We start from the raw sequence: 14,479 nt of genomic DNA on the forward strand, positions 1-14,479 counted from the left end.
GGGGCGGGTGCCCGGATGGTGCGCGTCGGCGTGGTGGTGCTGGTCCCGTGGAGGTCGGCCCTGGTGGACCAGGCCTTGTCGATCGGGCCTTGTCGGTCAGCCCTGCTGACCGGCCGCGTCGCGCTCCTGCGCCCGCAGGGCGCGGCCGATGCTGTCGCGGTTCTCCGACACGAGGCGGACCAGCGCGGCCGGGGCCTCGCGGTTGGCGTCGAGCCAGGCCTGGGTCGCCTCGAGCAGCTCACGGTTGGCCAGGGCCGCCGGGTAGAACTGCTGGACGATGCCCTCGGCGATGGCGTGGGTCCGCTTCTCCCACACGTCGAGCAGCATGGCGTGGTACTTCTCGACGTAGGGCTGCAGCACCGACGGGTCGACCGCCCGGCCGAAGCCCAGGCTGGTGGCGTCGAGCACGCTGTTGGGCAGCTCGTCCGACTCGACACCGGCCGCCCACGCCGCCGCCTTGGCCCCGGCGCTGGGACGCGCCGCCAGGGCACGTGCCTCGCGCTCCCGGCCCGTGGACGTGTTGTCGCGCTCGCGCTCGGCCCGGATCTCCTCCTCCGACGCGGCCCCCGCGGCGGCCATCGAGGTCAGCAGCGTCCAGCGCATCTCGGTGTCGATGGCCAGGCCCTCGAGCACCTCGGTGCCCTCGAGCAGGGCACGCGCGTAGGCGGCGTCCTCCGCGGAGTTGAGCATCGCGGCAAACGCGGTCACCAGCTGGAGCTGGGCGTCGCTGCCGGGCTCGGCCCGGGTGGCGAGCTCCTTGAGCGCCGCCACGGTGCGCGCGAGGCTCTCGTCGCGGTGCTCCGGGGCGAGGTACATCGCCACGGTGGTCTGCAGCTGGCCGAGGAGGGTGCGCAGCAGGGTCGAGTCGGTCTCGCCCGGCAGCGAGGCCAGCACGAGGTCGACGAAGGCGCGGCCGGGCGTCTCGGCGTCGCGGGTCATGTCCCACGCGGCACCCAGCACCAGCGCACGCGGCAGGCTGTCCTGGAAGCCGCGGGGGTGGGCCAGCGCGGTGGCCAGCGACCGCTCGTCGAGGCGGATCTTGGCGTAGGCCAGGTCGTCGTCGTTGACGAGCAGCAGGTCCGGCTGGGCCCTGCCGACGAGCTCGGGGATGTCGGTGCTCTCTCCGTCGACGTCGAGCTCGAGGCGGTCGGTGCGCACGAGGGCGTCGCCCTCCACGGCATACAGGCCCACCGCGAGGCGGTGCGGCCGCAGCGTCTCGTAGCCCTCGGCGTACGTCTGCACGATGCGGGCGGAGGTCACGACGCCCTGGTCGTCGACCTCGACCTCCGGGCGCAGGGTGTTGACGCCGGCGGTCTCGAGCCAGAGCTTGCTCCAGGTGTCGAGGTCGCGGCCCGAAGTGGCGGCGAGCTCGTCCAGCAGGTCGGAGAGGGTGGTGTTGCCCCACGCGTGCTTGGCGAAGTAGGCGCGCAGGCCGGCCACGAACGGCTCACGGCCGACGTAGGCGACCAGCTGCTTGAGCACCGAGGCGCCCTTGGCGTAGGTGATGCCGTCGAAGTTGACCTCGACGTCCTCGAGGTCGCGGATCGGCGCCACGATCGGGTGCGTCGACGAGAGCTGGTCCTGCCGGTAGGCCCAGGCCTTCTCGGAGGTGCCGAACGTGGTCCAGGCGGTCTCCCACTGGGTGGCCTCGGCCTGGCAGGTCGTGGAGGCCCACTCGGCGAACGACTCGTTGAGCCACAGGTCGTTCCACCACTTCATCGTCACGAGGTTGCCGAACCACATGTGGGCCAGCTCGTGCAGGATCGTCAGCGCGCGGCGCTCGATGATCGCCTCGGTGACCTTGGCGCGGAAGACGTAGATCTCGTTGATGGTGACCGCGCCGGCGTTCTCCATCGCGCCCATGTTGTACTCCGGCGTGAACAGCTGGTCGTACTTGGCGAACGGGTACTCGCTGTCGAACTCGTTCTCGAAGAACGCGAAGCCGCGCTTGGTGCAGTCGAAGATGTTGTCGGCGTCGAGGTGCTGCAGCATCGACTTGCGGCAGAAGATGCCCAGCGGCACGGTGCCCTTGCGGGTCTCGACCTCGTCGCGCACCACGGCGTACGGGCCGGCCACGAGCGCGGTGATGTAGCAGGACATCCGCGGGGTCGCCTCGAAGGCCCACGTCGCCACGCCGTCACGCACGGGGGTCGGCTCCGGTGTGGGGGAGTTGGAGACGACCTCCCAGTGGCTGGGCGCGGTGACCGTGAAGGCGTAGGTCGCCTTCAGGTCGGGCTGCTCGAAGACCGCGAACATGCGTCGGCAGTCGGCCACCTCGAACTGCGAGTAGAGGTAGACCTCGTCGTCGACCGGGTCGACGAAGCGGTGCAGGCCCTCGCCCGTGTTCATGTACAGGGCGGTCGCGTCGATGGTGAGCTCGTTCTGCGCGGCCAGCTCCGGGAGCTGGATGCGGACGCCGTCGAAGTGCGTTGCCGGGTCGAGCTGCTCGCCGTTGAGGGTGATCGACTGCACGGACTCGGCGATGAGGTCGATGAAGGTGGAGGTGCCCGGCTCGGGGCTGGAGAAGGTCACCGTCGTGGTGCTGCGGAAGGTCTTCTCGGAGGTGGTCAGGTCGAGCGCGACGTCGTAGTGGTCGACGCTCACGAGCGCGGCACGGGCGATGGCCTCGTCGCGCGTCAGGTTCTTGCCGGGCAAGGAAGTCTCCTGGTGGTTGTGACGTGGGATGGCGGCCATCTTGGCACGGCGGTCAGGAGACCGTCAGGCACTGGTCAAGCAAGGACAGGCGACCGACGCCCGAGCCGTGCCGGGGCCCGGCGGACCGGGACACCCGCTCCAAAGGGCGCCTTCGGCGCCAAGTGGCAGAATAGGGACACGTGAGCACATCGATCAGCAACGAGAACAGCACCGAGAAGACCAGCACGACGGGCACCGCCCGATCCGCTGCCGAGTTCTGGTTCGACCCGCTCTGCCCCTGGGCCTGGATGACCTCGCGGTGGATGACGGAGGTCGAGAAGGTCCGCCCCGTCGACGTGACGTGGTCGCAGATGAGCCTGTCGGTCCTCAACGAGGGCCGCGACCTGCCCGAGGACTACCGCGAGCTCATGGACCGCGGCTGGGGCCCGGTGCGCGTCATCGCCGCCGCAGCCCGCCAGTACGGCGACAAGGTCGTCAAGCCGCTGTACGACGCCATGGGCACCCGGATCCACGTCGAGGACAACAAGGACTTCGACGCCGTCATCGCCGCAGCCCTCGACGAGGTGGGCCTCGACCCCGAGCTCGCCGGGTTCGCCGACAGCGACGAGGTGGACGACCTGCTCCGGGCCAGCCACCAGCGCGCCATCGACCTGGTCGGCGACGACGTGGGCACCCCGGTGGTGGCCGTGAACGGCATCGCGTTCTTCGGTCCGGTGGTCAGCCCGGCCCCCAAGGGCGAGGACGCGGGACGACTCTGGGACGGTTGTGTCCTGGTGGCCGGCACGCAGGGCTTCTTCGAGCTCAAGCGCAGCCGGACCGTAGGCCCGATCTTCGACTAGGAGTACCCCCATGCGCGTCCACATCGGCGGCGACCACGCGGCATACGAGCTGCTGGGCGAGCTCGTGCCCTTCCTCGAGGAGGAGGGGCACGAGGTGACCAACCACGGCCCGCACGACTACGACGCGCAGGACGACTACCCCGTCTTCTGCCTCCGTACGGCGGAGGCCGTCGCCGCCGACCCGGGCTCGCTCGGCATCGTGCTGGGCGGTTCGGGCAACGGTGAGCAGATGGCCGCCAACAAGGTCGCGGGCATCCGCGCAGCGCTCTGCTACAACGAGGAGCTGGCGCGGCTGGCGCGGGAGCACAACGACGCGCTCGTGCTCTCGATCGGCGCACGCATGAACAGCGCCGACGAGGCCAGAGCCATGGTGCGGGTCTTCCTCGGCACGGAGTACTCCGGGGAGACCCGCCACCAGCGGCGCATCGACATGCTGAGCGCCTACGAGGAGTCGGGCACCCTTCCGCCACTCCCGGGTTCTGTGGATTGATCGGGGGGTCCGTGCGCACGGTCACTAGGCTGTGCGGACGCACGCGGTTCAGAGGTGGAGCCGTTGTGAGAGTCATCCCGGGGGAGTGCCGGCCGTTGCAGAGGTGCCTGAGACGTGGAAGTCCATAGCGAGGTGTTGGCCCGGCGGCGGCTGACCACCCGGCTGCAGCGGTACCTCCGCTCGCACCCCACCGCCATCTGGACCCGGGCCGTGCAACCGACCACCGCGGCGCTGCTCTGCGGCGGTGTGCTGGTGACGACCGTGGCGATGGGCGCCTGGCCGGACGTCCTGCCGTTCTCGTCCCTCATCCCGTTCGCCGTCCTCGCCGGGCTGCTGCTCCGGCCGGGGCTGCTCGCAGTGGTCGACGCCGTCATCATGGCCTGCGCGACGGTGGTGGCGCTGGCGCGCACCGACGGCGACCTCCTCGTGTACCTCAACGCCCTCGTGGTGCTGGCAGTCGTCATGGTCATCATGTTCACGGTCGCGACGTCCCGTGCCCGCCTCGGCGTCCAGGGCACCCTGGGGGAGACCATGCTGGTCGACCTGCGCGACCGGCTGCGCACCCAGGGCGAGCTGCCCGACCTGCCGCGCGAGTGGGGCGCCGAGCAGTGTGTGCTCTCGGCCTACGGTGACTCGTTCTCCGGCGACTTCGTGGTGACGAGCAAGACCGACGGGTACCTCGAGATCGCCCTCGTCGACGTCTCCGGCAAGGGCGTCGCGGCGGGCACCCGGTCGCTGCTGCTCTCCGGTGCCTTCGGTGGCCTCCTCGGCTCCATGCCGGTCGACCGGTTCCTCCCTGCCGCCAACGCCTACCTGCTGCGCCAGCAGTGGGACGAAGGGTTCGCCACAGCGGTGCACGCCTTCGTCGACCTCGAGACCGGCGCCTTCAGCATCGGGTCGGCCGGCCACCCACCCGTGGCGCGGTTCTCCGCCGGATCGGGCCGCTGGCAGATGCTCGAGGCCGTGGAGGGCCCGGTGCTCGGCGTCAACGAGGGAGTCGGTTTCCCCCGCACGACCGGACTGCTGCAGCGCGGCGACGCCCTGCTGCTCTACACCGACGGCGTCATCGAGACCCGCAACCGCGCCCTCGGCGACGGCATCGACCGGATGCTCGGCACCGCCGAGCGCATGATCACCCGCGGGTTCGAGGGCATGGCCGAGCGCATGTGCGTCTCGGCACGAGCCGGCGAGACGGACGACCGCGCCGCGGTCATCGTCTGGCGCCGCTGAGGCAGCACCCGCTCGTCTCGAGGCGCTGAGGCCTGCCGAGGCCAGGGATCGGCTGGGGAGAGACCGCCGAGCCGGCGGCCGCTGGGGTCAGGCCGCCGAGGCGGTCGCCTTGGAGCGGGACGAGCGGCGGGTCAGGTCGGCGCAGTCGAGGCAGATGTCCTCGGGCACCAGCCCGGCGCGCATCAGCAGCCCGAAGAGGACGCAGCCGACGCAGAACCCGAAGAACGCCTCGAGCGCCGGGAAGACGACCATGACCACCCCGATGACGAGCACCGCGACCCCGGCCGCGGTGGACCCGGTCAGGGCGCCCACCAGGCCGAGCATCGCGGCAGCCGCCGTCATGACCGCTCCGATGGAGGCGGCGAACCGCTTCGGCGGCCCTGCGGTGTAGCGCGGCGCCGTGGCCAGGCGCGGGCGCACGAAACGCTGCACGGAGCGCGCGAGCGGGCTCGCGGAGGGGCCCCAGCCGGCACGCAGGACGAACTCGGCCGCGAGCACGGCATACAGCCACCACCACCCGGTGGCCAGCGCGAGGGTGGACACGACGAGCACGCCGCCGGCGATGAGCCGGACGGTCACGTCGTCGACGATGCTGGGGAAGCGGGAGATGCGCACACAGCATTATCGCCCGCATAACCCTCGGTTATTCCCAAGCGGTGCCTCCTTCTCGCGATCCGGACACGAGCGCCGCGTGACCTACCCTTGTCGCCCGTGACCGGACCCTCGACCCCTGTGACCGGCCCAGCCGCGCCGGCGACCGAGCCCGCGCGGGTGCGCACCTACAACGCCCGTCGTGGCCGGTTGTCGCCGCTCACCCAGAGCCGGCTCGACGAGCTGGTGCCCCGCCACGGCATACCGGACGGTCCGTTGGAGCCGGAGGTGGCGTTCGGGCGCCGCGCGCCCGTCGTGCTCGACATCGGGTGCGGCCACGGGGCCGCCGCCATCGGGTATGCCGTGGCGCACCCCGGGCACGACGTGCTCGCCGTCGACGTGCACTCGCCGGGGGTGGCGCGGATGCTGGCCGCCGCGGACGCACGCGGGGTGCACAACCTGTGGGCGCACATCGGCGACGCGGTCGCCCTGCTGGACCAGCGGATCGCCTCGCGGTCGCTGCACGCGGTGCACCTGTTCTTCCCCGACCCCTGGCCGAAGACCCGGCACCTCAAGCGGCGCTTCATCAGCGAGCACACCCTCGACCTCATCGCCGACCGCCTGGCCCCGGACGGCGAGCTGCTGGTGGCCACGGACCACGCGTCCTACGCCACCCACGCGCTCGACGAGCTGCGCGCCCACCCCGCGTTCGAGGTGGCGGAGGTCAGCCGGCCGGAGTGGCGGCCTCGGGACGGGTTCGAGGCCAAGGGCCTGGCCGCAGGCAGGGCGGTGACCGACCTGCGGGCCGTGCTGCGCTGAGCGGCGGGCCGCCTACGATCGCCCCATGGCACTTAGAGCGGGTCGGCCGCGCGGTCGGACCTCCCTGCGGGGAGCGCAGCGCTGATGGGCGCCGGCCACGGCCACGGTGCGGTCTCTGCCACCGGGCAGCACCGGAGCCGCCTCGTGGTCGCGCTGTGCATCGCCCTGGCGATCATGGTCGTCGAGGTCGTGGGTGGCCTGGTGTCCGGGTCGCTGGCCCTCCTGGCCGACGCCGGGCACATGCTCACCGACGCCGCCGGCGTCGGCCTCGCGCTGCTCGCCGCCACGTTCGCGGCGCGGCCGGCGACCCCCGAGCGCACCTTCGGGTACCACCGGCTGGAGATCCTGGCCGCCGTCGTCAACGCCCTGCTGCTGTTCGGCGTCGCCGGCTTCGTGCTCGTCGAGGCGGTGCGCCGGCTGGCCGCCCCGCCCGAGGTCTCCTCGGGTCTCATGCTGGTCGTCGCCGTCGTCGGCCTCGTCGCCAACACGGTGTCGCTGCTGGTCCTGCGCGGGGGGCACACGGAGTCCCTCAACGTGCGCGGCGCCTACCTCGAGGTGCTCGGCGACCTGCTGGGCTCAGCCGCGGTCATCGTGGCCGCGGTGGTCGTCGCGCTCACCGGTTACGCCCGGGCCGACGCCATCGCCTCGGCGCTGATCGGCCTGATGATCCTGCCGCGCACCTGGGGCCTGCTCCGCGAGGCCGTCGACGTGCTGCTCGAGGCGACCCCGAGGGGAGTCGACCTGGCCTCGGTGCGCGGGCACCTGCTGTCGACCCCGGGGGTCATCGACGTGCACGACCTGCACGCCTGGACGATCACCAGCGGTATGCCGGTGCTGTCGGCACACGTCGTCGTGGAGCGGCAGATCCTGGCCGCCGGAGGTGGCGGCCAGCTGCTCGACCAGCTGTGCCAGTGCCTGTCGGGCCACTTCGACGTCGAGCACTGCACCTTCCAGCTGGAGGAGCCGGCCCACCGCGAGCACGAGCACGCGCACCACGCCTGAGGCGGCCGGGGACGTCGCATCCCTCCGGTGCTCGCCGTCGTGCCTAGCTCATCGCCGTCGTGCCTAGCTCGTCGCTGTCGTGCCTAGGTCAAGAGACCGAGGCACCGAACCGCTCTCCCGGGCACCATGGGCGGACGACGTCCAGCAGTGGGCTGTCCGCAGCCGGTCATGACGATCATGCCCGGTTCCGCGGACGCTTCCACGGCTCCGGACCTCGCGGCCGTGGAAGTGGCGAAGTACGAGGTCGGAGGGTGATCCGGTGCACGACTTCAGCGTCGGCCTGAGCACGGACCGGGGCGTCGCACACGTGCGGCTCGCGGGGGAGCTGGACCTGGCGGCCTCCGACCTGTTCGAGCCGGTGGTGGGCCAGGTGCTCTGGCTGGGCGTTCCGCGCGTTTGGGTGGAGCTGGACCGGCTCTGGTTCTGCGACGTGGCAGGGGTTCGACAGCTGGTCGACGCCTACCAGCGCTGGCGCGAGCACGGCCTCGCTGTCGGTCTGCGCGGTGCCCGGTCACCGGTCAGACAGGTCTTCACCCTCACCGGCCACGGACACCTCCTGGGGGTTCCGTCGACGGACCTGTGAGGGACGCCCACTGGCCGTCAGCGGCGGCGCTGGTCCGGTCGCAGCTCGTGGTCACCGTAGCTGTTGTCGATCGGGCCGAGGCGACGCCGTTCCATGCTCAGCGCCCCTCTCCCGCGGCGGTGGCGGCGCTGGCGTACTCGTGGTCGGTGGTCGTTCCGGGGGCCAGGAGCTTCACGGTGCCTCGTTCTGTCGGGTGGCGGTGGCGGGTTGATCTTGCTCCAGGGTCCAGCTGGCGAGGAGGCGCAGCGCCTCGTCGGACGGGCTGTCGGGTGGTGCGGTGTAGACGTTGATGCGCTGGCCGGGGTCGCCGGGCAGCTCGAGCGCTTCGTAGTCGAGCTCGAGGTCCCCGACCAGGGGGTGGTGGAAGCGTTTGCGGCCGGTGCGGTGGTAGCGGACGTCGTGGGCGGCCCACCGCTGGCGGAAGTCCTCGCTGCGGGTGGACAGCTCGCCGATGAGGTCGGTCAGGTCCTTGTCATAGGGGTCTCGTCCGGCTTCGGCGCGCAGGAACGCGACGCAGTCGTTGGCCGCTCTGTCGTAGTCGACGAAGAAGTCGGAAGCGCCGGGGTCGAGGAAGATGTAGCGGGCGCTGTTGGGGTGGGCGCCGGCTCCGGCCTGCTCGTACAGCGGGCTGTAGAGCGCGCGTCCGAGGTCGTTGGCGGCGAGGACGTCGAACCGGCCGTTGCGCAGGTAGGCGGGCGTGGGCATCTGGTCGAGGATGCGCTGGATGGCGGGACGCACCCGCACCTTGGCCGGCGTCCGGCGTGGCGTCTGCCTGCTGCGGGGCGTGCTGAGCGTGCGGACCAGCCGGTAGAGGTGGTCTCGTTCGGCCTCGTCGAGCTGCAGGGCGTGCGCGATGCCGTCCAGGACGCTGTCGGAGACGCTGCCGACGCTGCCGCGCTCGAGGCGGGTGTAGTACTCCACGCTGATGCCCGCGAGCAGGGCGACCTCCTCACGGCGCAGCCCGGTCACGCGGCGGTTGGCGCCGTACACGGGCAGGCCGGCCTGCTGGGGGGTGAGCTTGGCTCGGCGCGTGGTGAGGAACTCGCGCAGGTCGTTCTTGGCGGGCATGCCCTTCACGGTACGGGCCCGGCTGTGGTCTGACAGGCCCTGTCAGTACCCCTCTCGACAGGGCCTGTTGCGCTCCTGTGGGGTGCCGTTTGTCTGGACGACGTGACGACGACAGCGACCTCCACCCGGGCCCCGGCAGCGCCGGCGGCAACGCAAGCGACCGGCCCGGCCCACCCCCGCGCCATCCTGGCCGTCATCCTGGTCAGCTACTTCCTGATCCTGCTCGACAACTCGGTCATCTTCACCGGGCTGCCCTCCATCGCAGCGGCGCTGCGCCTGGACGCCACCGGGCTGTCCTGGGTTCAGGACGCCTACACGCTCGTGTTCGGCGGGTTGCTGCTGCTCGGCGCCCGGCTGGGTGACCTGCTCGGACGCCGCCGCGTCTTCGTCGCAGGGTTGGCCGTGTTCGTCACGGCGTCGTTCCTCGTCGGGGTCGCCCCGACCGGGTGGTGGCTGATCGCCGCCCGCGCCGTGCAGGGCGTGGGTGCCGCGGTGGTCGCGCCGTCCGCCCTCTCGCTGCTCACGGCCAGCTTCCCCGCCGGACCGCAACGCAGCAGGGCCGTCGCCTGGTATGCCGCCACGGCTGGCATCGGCGCCAGCCTGGGTCTGCTCGTCGGCGGCGCCGCCGCCCAGTGGGTCTCGTGGCGGGCCGGGTTCTTCATCAACGTCCCGCTCGGCATCGCCATGGCCGTGCTCGCCCCCCGCTACCTGCCTGCCGTCGAGCGACAGCGCGGACGGTTCGACGTCACGGGCGCGGCCGCCGCGACCCTGGCGGTGGCGGCGCTGGTCTTCGGGGTGCTGGAGTCCGTCGACCGGGGCTGGGCATCACCGGTCGTGCTGGTCGCCCTGGCTGGGTCCGCCGTGCTGTTCGTCGTGCTGGTCCTGCACGAACGGCGCGCCGAGCAGCCCATCATGCCGTTGCACCTGTTCGCGGACCGCCGCCGCTGGGGTGCCTACGCCGCCCGAGCGCTGTACCTCGGCGCGATGATGGGCTTCTTCTTCTTCACCACCCAGCTGATGCAGGGAGTGCTGGGCTTCACCGCCTTCCAGGCCGGTCTCGGGTTCCTGCCCATGACGGCGGTCAACTTCGCGGTCGCCACCGCCGTGCCGCGCCTCACCGCCCGGGTGGGTGACGCCACCATGCTGGTCGCTGGGGTCGTCCTCACCCTTGCCGGCATGGCCTGGCTCGCACAGGTCGACCAGAGCAGCTCCTATGCCACCGCCGTCGCCCTGCCGATGGTGCTCATCGGTGCCGGGCAGGGCCTCGCGTTCGCACCCCTGACCAGCTTCGGCATCGCGGGAGCACATGCAGCGGACGCCGGCGCCGCCAGCGGCCTGGTGAACACCGCCCACCAGCTCGGCACCGCCGCGGGCCTGGCCGTGCTGGTCGCCGCCTCATCGAGCGCTGTCGACCTGACCGGGCGAGTGTCCACGGCGCTGAGCTGGGGCACCGGCCTCCTCGTGGCGTGCCTCGTGGTCGCCGTGGCCGTGATCGTCCCCGCCGAGAGGAGGAGCCGTGCCTGACTGGAGCAGCGACGCCCTGGGCGCGCTCAGGTCCACCGAGGAGGTGCAGCTCGCGACCCGGCGACGGGACGGGACCCTGCGCAACCCCCGGGTCATCTGGGTGGTCACCTCCGGCCAGCGGGTGTTCATCCGGTCCACCAACGGGCGCTCAACCGCCTGGTTCCGGGCAGCCACAGCCACCAGCGCCGGGCGCCTCCAGGCCCGCGGCGCGGCATACGACGTCACCTTCACCGAAGTCGACGACGAGGACGACCTCGCCCTGGCCGACGCCGGCTACCGCGCCAAGTACGCCCACTACCCCAGCATCGTCGCCCACCTCGAGGAGCACGGCCCCCGCGCCGCCACCCTCGAGGTCCACCCCGCCTGACGTCCGACCCGTCTCGCGACCGTCCGCCCAGACCACGAACCCCAGCACGAGCACGAGCTCAGAACGAGGAGAACGACCACCGTGAAGGCAGCCATCTTCAAGGGCAGGAACACCATCGAGGTGGGGGAACGCCCCGACCCGCAGATCCAGGAGCCCACCGACGCCGTCGTCCGCGTCGTGCGCGGTTGCGTGTGCGGTTCCGACCTCTGGTACTACCGCGGCATCAACCAGCACAAGGTCGGCAGCATCGGCCACGAGTACATCGGCGTCATCGAGGCGGTGGGCGCCGACGTCACCACCGTGGCCGTCGGCGACTTCGTGATCGCCCCGTTCACCTACAACGACGGGACCTGCCCCGCCTGCCGCGACGGGTTCCAGTCCAACTGCGTCCACGGCGGAGCGTTCGGCAACGGCGACGTCGACGGTGGCCAGGGTGAGACGGTCCGCGCTCCCTTCGCCGACGCCACCCTGGTGAAGGTCCCCGGCACGGAGGGCGACTTCACCGACGAACAGCTCGCCTCCTTCACCGCCCTGTCCGACGTCATGTGCACCGGCTACCACGCCGCCGTCAGCGCCGGCGTGAAGGAGGGCGACACCGTCGCGGTCGTCGGCGACGGCGCTGTGGGGCTCTCGGCGGTGCTCGCCGCCAGGATGCTCGGCGCAAGCCGGGTCATCGCCCTGTCCCGCAACCCCGCTCGCCAGGTCGTCGCCAAGGAGTTCGGCGCCACCGACATCGTCGAGGCCCGCGGGGACGACGCGGTCCAGGAGGTGCTGCGAGTCACCGACGACGCCGGGGTGGACGCCGCCCTGGAGTGCGTCGGCACCGACCAGTCGATCCAGACCTGCGCCGGCATCGTCCGGGCCGGCGGCATGATCGGAGCCGTCGGCGTACCGCTCTACGAGGAGTTCGAGTACCAGACGCTGTTCTGGAAGAACGTCGGCATCAAGGGTGGCGTCGCGCCCGCCCGCCAGTACATCCCCGAGCTGCTCGAGGACGTCCTCGCCGGCCGCATCAACCCGGGCCGGGTCTTCGACTTCACAACCGACCTCGACCACGTCGCGGACGCGTACGCCGCCATGGACGAGCGCCGCGCCATCAAGTCCCTCCTCACCATCACCCGGTAGTGGGGTCCTCCCGACCGGGTAGAACCGTGCCGCCTTCAGACCCGGAACTGTCTCCCATGCAGAACTACTTTCAGGGGGTTGTCGTCGCCCTGTAGCCGCTCACGCAGGATTCATTGTTGAGTAGCATGGCTCGGCGGCAGAAGCAGCAACTGTGGAGAGGGCCGAGTGATGCGCGGGGTGATGGACGCGTGATGCTGGAGGAGCCGGCTCGCCCGCGATTCATCCGCGAGCACCCCAAGGCCGGCTGGCTGGCGGTGACAACGGTCTGCTTCGGCGCCTTCATGGGCCAGCTGGACGCCAGTATCGTCACCCTGACGTTTCCCGCGCTCCAGGACGAGTTCCGCGCGCCACTGGCCGCCGTCCAGTGGGTGTCGCTGGCTTACCTCCTCACCCTCGTCGCGCTGGTGGCGGCGGCCGGCCGGATTGCTGACGCGGCCGGCCGCAAGCTGATCTACCTGTACGGCTTCGCCGTCTTCACGCTGGCCTCAGCCGCCTGCGCGCTGGCACCCACCTTGGGGTGGCTCGTGGGGTTCAGGGCGACCCAGGCCGTCGGCGCCGCGATGCTCCAGGCGAACAGCGTCGCCCTGGTGGTGACCAGCGTTCCCCGCGACAAGATGCGGGCCGCGCTGGGGGTCCAAGCCGCCGCCCAGGCGATCGGCCTCGCGCTGGGTCCGGCTCTGGGCGGACTGCTGGTCGGTACGGTGGGCTGGCGCTGGGTGTTCTGGGTCAACGTGCCCGTCGGTGTGGTGGCCGTCGTGGCGGGCCGCTACCTGCTGCCTCGTACGCGGCAACGCACCTCGCTGGGTCGCTTCGACTGGGTTGGGCTCCTCGCGTTGGCCACGGGGACCACCGCGCTGTTGCTCGGCCTCTCGGCGCTGTCGGGGCTACCACTGCCCGATGGTGTCACCACGGCGTTGGTCGTCTTGTCTGCCGCTGCCTTCTACGCGTTCATCGTGCGGGAGCGAGGGGCAGCGAACCCGCTGGTGGACCTGTCGGTGGTGCGACCTCGAGAGGTGTCCGTCGGTCTGCTGGGCGCGACCTGTGCCTACCTGGTGCTGTTCGGCCCTCTGGTGCTCTTCCCGCAGACGCTGGGACCGCACGGTCTCTCCGGCCTCGTCCTCACCGCCCTCCCTGCGGGGTTCGCCCTCACAGCGGCGTTCGCGGAGCGGTTGATGCCGCAGGGCTGGGACACCCACACGCGTGGTCTGCTAGGTGCCTCTGGCTGCGTGCTGGCCACGGTGGCGCTGCTGCTTGCCCCGACCGACACCACCTGGGTGGCAGCATGGCTCCTCGTTCTGGGCTTGAGCTTGGGACTGTTCATCCCGGCGAACAACTCCGCCATCATGGGCGCGATCCCCTCCCATGCCTCTGCCGTGGGGGGTGGTCTGGTGAACATGGCCAGAGGACTTGGCACGGCGTTCGGGGTGGCCGTGGTCACCTTGGGCCTGCACGTCGCAGCCCCGACAGCTCGGTGGGCGACCGGCCCCAGGCTCGCCTTGACCTTGCTCTTGATCTTTGCCGCCATCGCGGCCTCAACCGCGGTCCTCACCCGACCCCAGGTCAGGTCGTCATGACTGAGCGCCCTTCATTCGAGCGGCGTGGTCCCACCGGTGGCCTCCCACCAGATGAACTCATGCTGGCCGATGTGATCGCCCGCCTCCGTCGGGCTATGCGCCGGGCGGCCCGCGCAGCAGATCCGCAAAGTCCCCTGTCCGTTGCGCAGCTGGAGCTCATGTCCTACCTGGCCGAGAATCCAGGCGCTCGACCCAGCGAGCTGGCGCGGCTGCTTCGTCTCGCGCCGAACTCTGTCACGACCTTGGTCAACGGATTGGGATCTCGGGAGCTCATCACCCGCTCGGCCGGTCCTTCCGACCGGCGAACCGTGTCGTTGAACCTCACACCCGCCGGAGCACATGCGGTGCGGCAGTGGCAGGAGACGAACACGGCGATCCTGGGCGGAGCCCTGTCCGAGCTGCACCCCGCGTGGCGACATGTTCTCAGCGGGGCTCTGCCGGCGCTCAACGAGCTGATTGATGCCATCGACGCCGTTGCGGAGAGGGCGACCGGGCCGACCCAGCTGGAAGGTGGTCAACAAGGTGCCCCCGCCAGCGAGCCCCCCATCTCATGAGGATCCCCGGAGTTGGTCGGACAGGACCCGTACTGCTTGGCTGACAACGGCTTTCACG

The 14,479-nt window shown here is 71.2% G+C and carries 14 protein-coding genes; 11 read left to right on the plus strand and 3 right to left on the minus strand.

The features are described 5' to 3' along the window. Positions 1-96: 96 nt before the first annotated feature. Positions 97-2,655, minus strand: coding sequence for an aminopeptidase N (gene pepN, locus BMW78_RS07005; RefSeq protein WP_091757779.1), 2,559 nt, complete (start codon positions 2,653-2,655; stop codon positions 97-99). Positions 2,656-2,846: 191 nt separating this feature from the next. Between pepN and BMW78_RS07010 the strand changes: the two genes are divergently transcribed. The 3 genes from BMW78_RS07010 (at position 2,847) to BMW78_RS07020 (ending at position 5,214) form a co-directional block, all read left to right on the plus strand. Continuing rightward, positions 2,847-3,494, plus strand: coding sequence for a mycothiol-dependent nitroreductase Rv2466c family protein (locus BMW78_RS07010; RefSeq protein ID WP_091758261.1), 648 nt, complete (start codon positions 2,847-2,849; stop codon positions 3,492-3,494). A 10-nt stretch (positions 3,495-3,504) separates the two neighbouring features. Next, positions 3,505-3,984: a ribose-5-phosphate isomerase gene (locus BMW78_RS07015; protein WP_091757781.1), complete on the plus strand. Its 480-nt coding sequence runs from the start codon at positions 3,505-3,507 to the stop codon at positions 3,982-3,984. Positions 3,985-4,098: 114 nt separating this feature from the next. Then, the gene (locus BMW78_RS07020) at positions 4,099-5,214 is read left to right on the plus strand and encodes a PP2C family protein-serine/threonine phosphatase (RefSeq protein WP_218144271.1); all 1,116 of its coding nucleotides are present in this window, start codon (positions 4,099-4,101) and stop codon (positions 5,212-5,214) included. Positions 5,215-5,301: 87 nt separating this feature from the next. On the opposite strand, the gene BMW78_RS07025 is transcribed toward BMW78_RS07020, so the two are convergent. Next, positions 5,302-5,829 carry a DUF4395 domain-containing protein gene (locus BMW78_RS07025; protein WP_091757783.1) on the minus strand — a complete coding sequence of 176 codons (528 nt, stop codon included), beginning with the start codon at positions 5,827-5,829 and terminating at the stop codon, positions 5,302-5,304. A gap of 96 nt (positions 5,830-5,925) precedes the next feature. On the opposite strand from BMW78_RS07025, the gene trmB reads away from it, so the two are divergent. The 3 genes from trmB to BMW78_RS07040 all read left to right on the plus strand — a co-directional run bounded on the left by trmB (position 5,926) and on the right by BMW78_RS07040 (position 8,209). Next, the gene (gene trmB / locus BMW78_RS07030; RefSeq protein ID WP_245735711.1) at positions 5,926-6,624 is read left to right on the plus strand and encodes a tRNA (guanosine(46)-N7)-methyltransferase TrmB; all 699 of its coding nucleotides are present in this window, start codon (positions 5,926-5,928) and stop codon (positions 6,622-6,624) included. A gap of 84 nt (positions 6,625-6,708) precedes the next feature. Further along, positions 6,709-7,626, plus strand: a complete 918-nt coding sequence (locus BMW78_RS07035) for a cation diffusion facilitator family transporter (RefSeq protein ID WP_091757787.1) — start codon at positions 6,709-6,711, stop codon at positions 7,624-7,626. A gap of 259 nt (positions 7,627-7,885) precedes the next feature. Next, positions 7,886-8,209: an STAS domain-containing protein gene (locus BMW78_RS07040; RefSeq protein WP_091757789.1), complete on the plus strand. Its 324-nt coding sequence runs from the start codon at positions 7,886-7,888 to the stop codon at positions 8,207-8,209. 171 nt (positions 8,210-8,380) lie between these two features. On the opposite strand, the gene BMW78_RS07045 is transcribed toward BMW78_RS07040, so the two are convergent. After that, positions 8,381-9,277 (minus strand): helix-turn-helix transcriptional regulator, encoded by an 897-nt coding sequence (locus tag BMW78_RS07045; protein WP_091758265.1) that lies wholly within the window; start codon positions 9,275-9,277, stop codon positions 8,381-8,383. Between the two features lie 102 nt (positions 9,278-9,379). On the opposite strand from BMW78_RS07045, the gene BMW78_RS07050 reads away from it, so the two are divergent. The 5 genes from BMW78_RS07050 (at position 9,380) to BMW78_RS07070 (ending at position 14,421) form a co-directional block, all read left to right on the plus strand. Then, on the plus strand, positions 9,380-10,801 hold the full coding sequence (locus BMW78_RS07050; RefSeq protein ID WP_091757791.1) for an MFS transporter: 1,422 nt from the start codon (positions 9,380-9,382) through the stop codon (positions 10,799-10,801). Further along, on the plus strand, positions 10,794-11,168 hold the full coding sequence (locus tag BMW78_RS07055) for a DUF2255 family protein (RefSeq protein WP_091757792.1): 375 nt from the start codon (positions 10,794-10,796) through the stop codon (positions 11,166-11,168). The genes BMW78_RS07050 and BMW78_RS07055 overlap by 8 nt, the downstream gene beginning before the upstream one ends. An 81-nt stretch (positions 11,169-11,249) precedes the next feature. After that, on the plus strand, positions 11,250-12,293 hold the full coding sequence (locus tag BMW78_RS07060; RefSeq protein ID WP_091757794.1) for a zinc-binding dehydrogenase: 1,044 nt from the start codon (positions 11,250-11,252) through the stop codon (positions 12,291-12,293). A 125-nt stretch (positions 12,294-12,418) separates the two neighbouring features. After that, positions 12,419-13,867 carry an MFS transporter gene (locus tag BMW78_RS07065; protein WP_091757796.1) on the plus strand — a complete coding sequence of 483 codons (1,449 nt, stop codon included), beginning with the start codon at positions 12,419-12,421 and terminating at the stop codon, positions 13,865-13,867. A 95-nt stretch (positions 13,868-13,962) separates the two neighbouring features. Continuing rightward, entirely contained in the window at positions 13,963-14,421 is a 459-nt protein-coding gene (locus tag BMW78_RS07070) for a MarR family winged helix-turn-helix transcriptional regulator (RefSeq protein WP_281247073.1), read from the plus strand. Positions 14,422-14,479: the final 58 nt, after the last annotated feature.

The organism is Pedococcus cremeus (assembly GCF_900111375.1).
Lineage (GTDB): Bacteria > Actinomycetota > Actinomycetes > Actinomycetales > Dermatophilaceae > Pedococcus_A > Pedococcus_A cremeus.

Coding starts and splice junctions, on each gene's coding strand:
- BMW78_RS07015 (WP_091757781.1), top strand. CDS start 3,505: ATGCGCGTCCACATCGGCGGCGACCACGCGGCATACGAGCTGCTGGGC.
- BMW78_RS07070 (WP_281247073.1), top strand. CDS start 13,963: ATGCGCCGGGCGGCCCGCGCAGCAGATCCGCAAAGTCCCCTGTCCGTT.
- BMW78_RS07035 (WP_091757787.1), top strand. CDS start 6,709: ATGGGCGCCGGCCACGGCCACGGTGCGGTCTCTGCCACCGGGCAGCAC.
- BMW78_RS07045 (WP_091758265.1), bottom strand. CDS start 9,277: ATGCCCGCCAAGAACGACCTGCGCGAGTTCCTCACCACGCGCCGAGCC.
- BMW78_RS07065 (WP_091757796.1), top strand. CDS start 12,419: ATGGCTCGGCGGCAGAAGCAGCAACTGTGGAGAGGGCCGAGTGATGCG.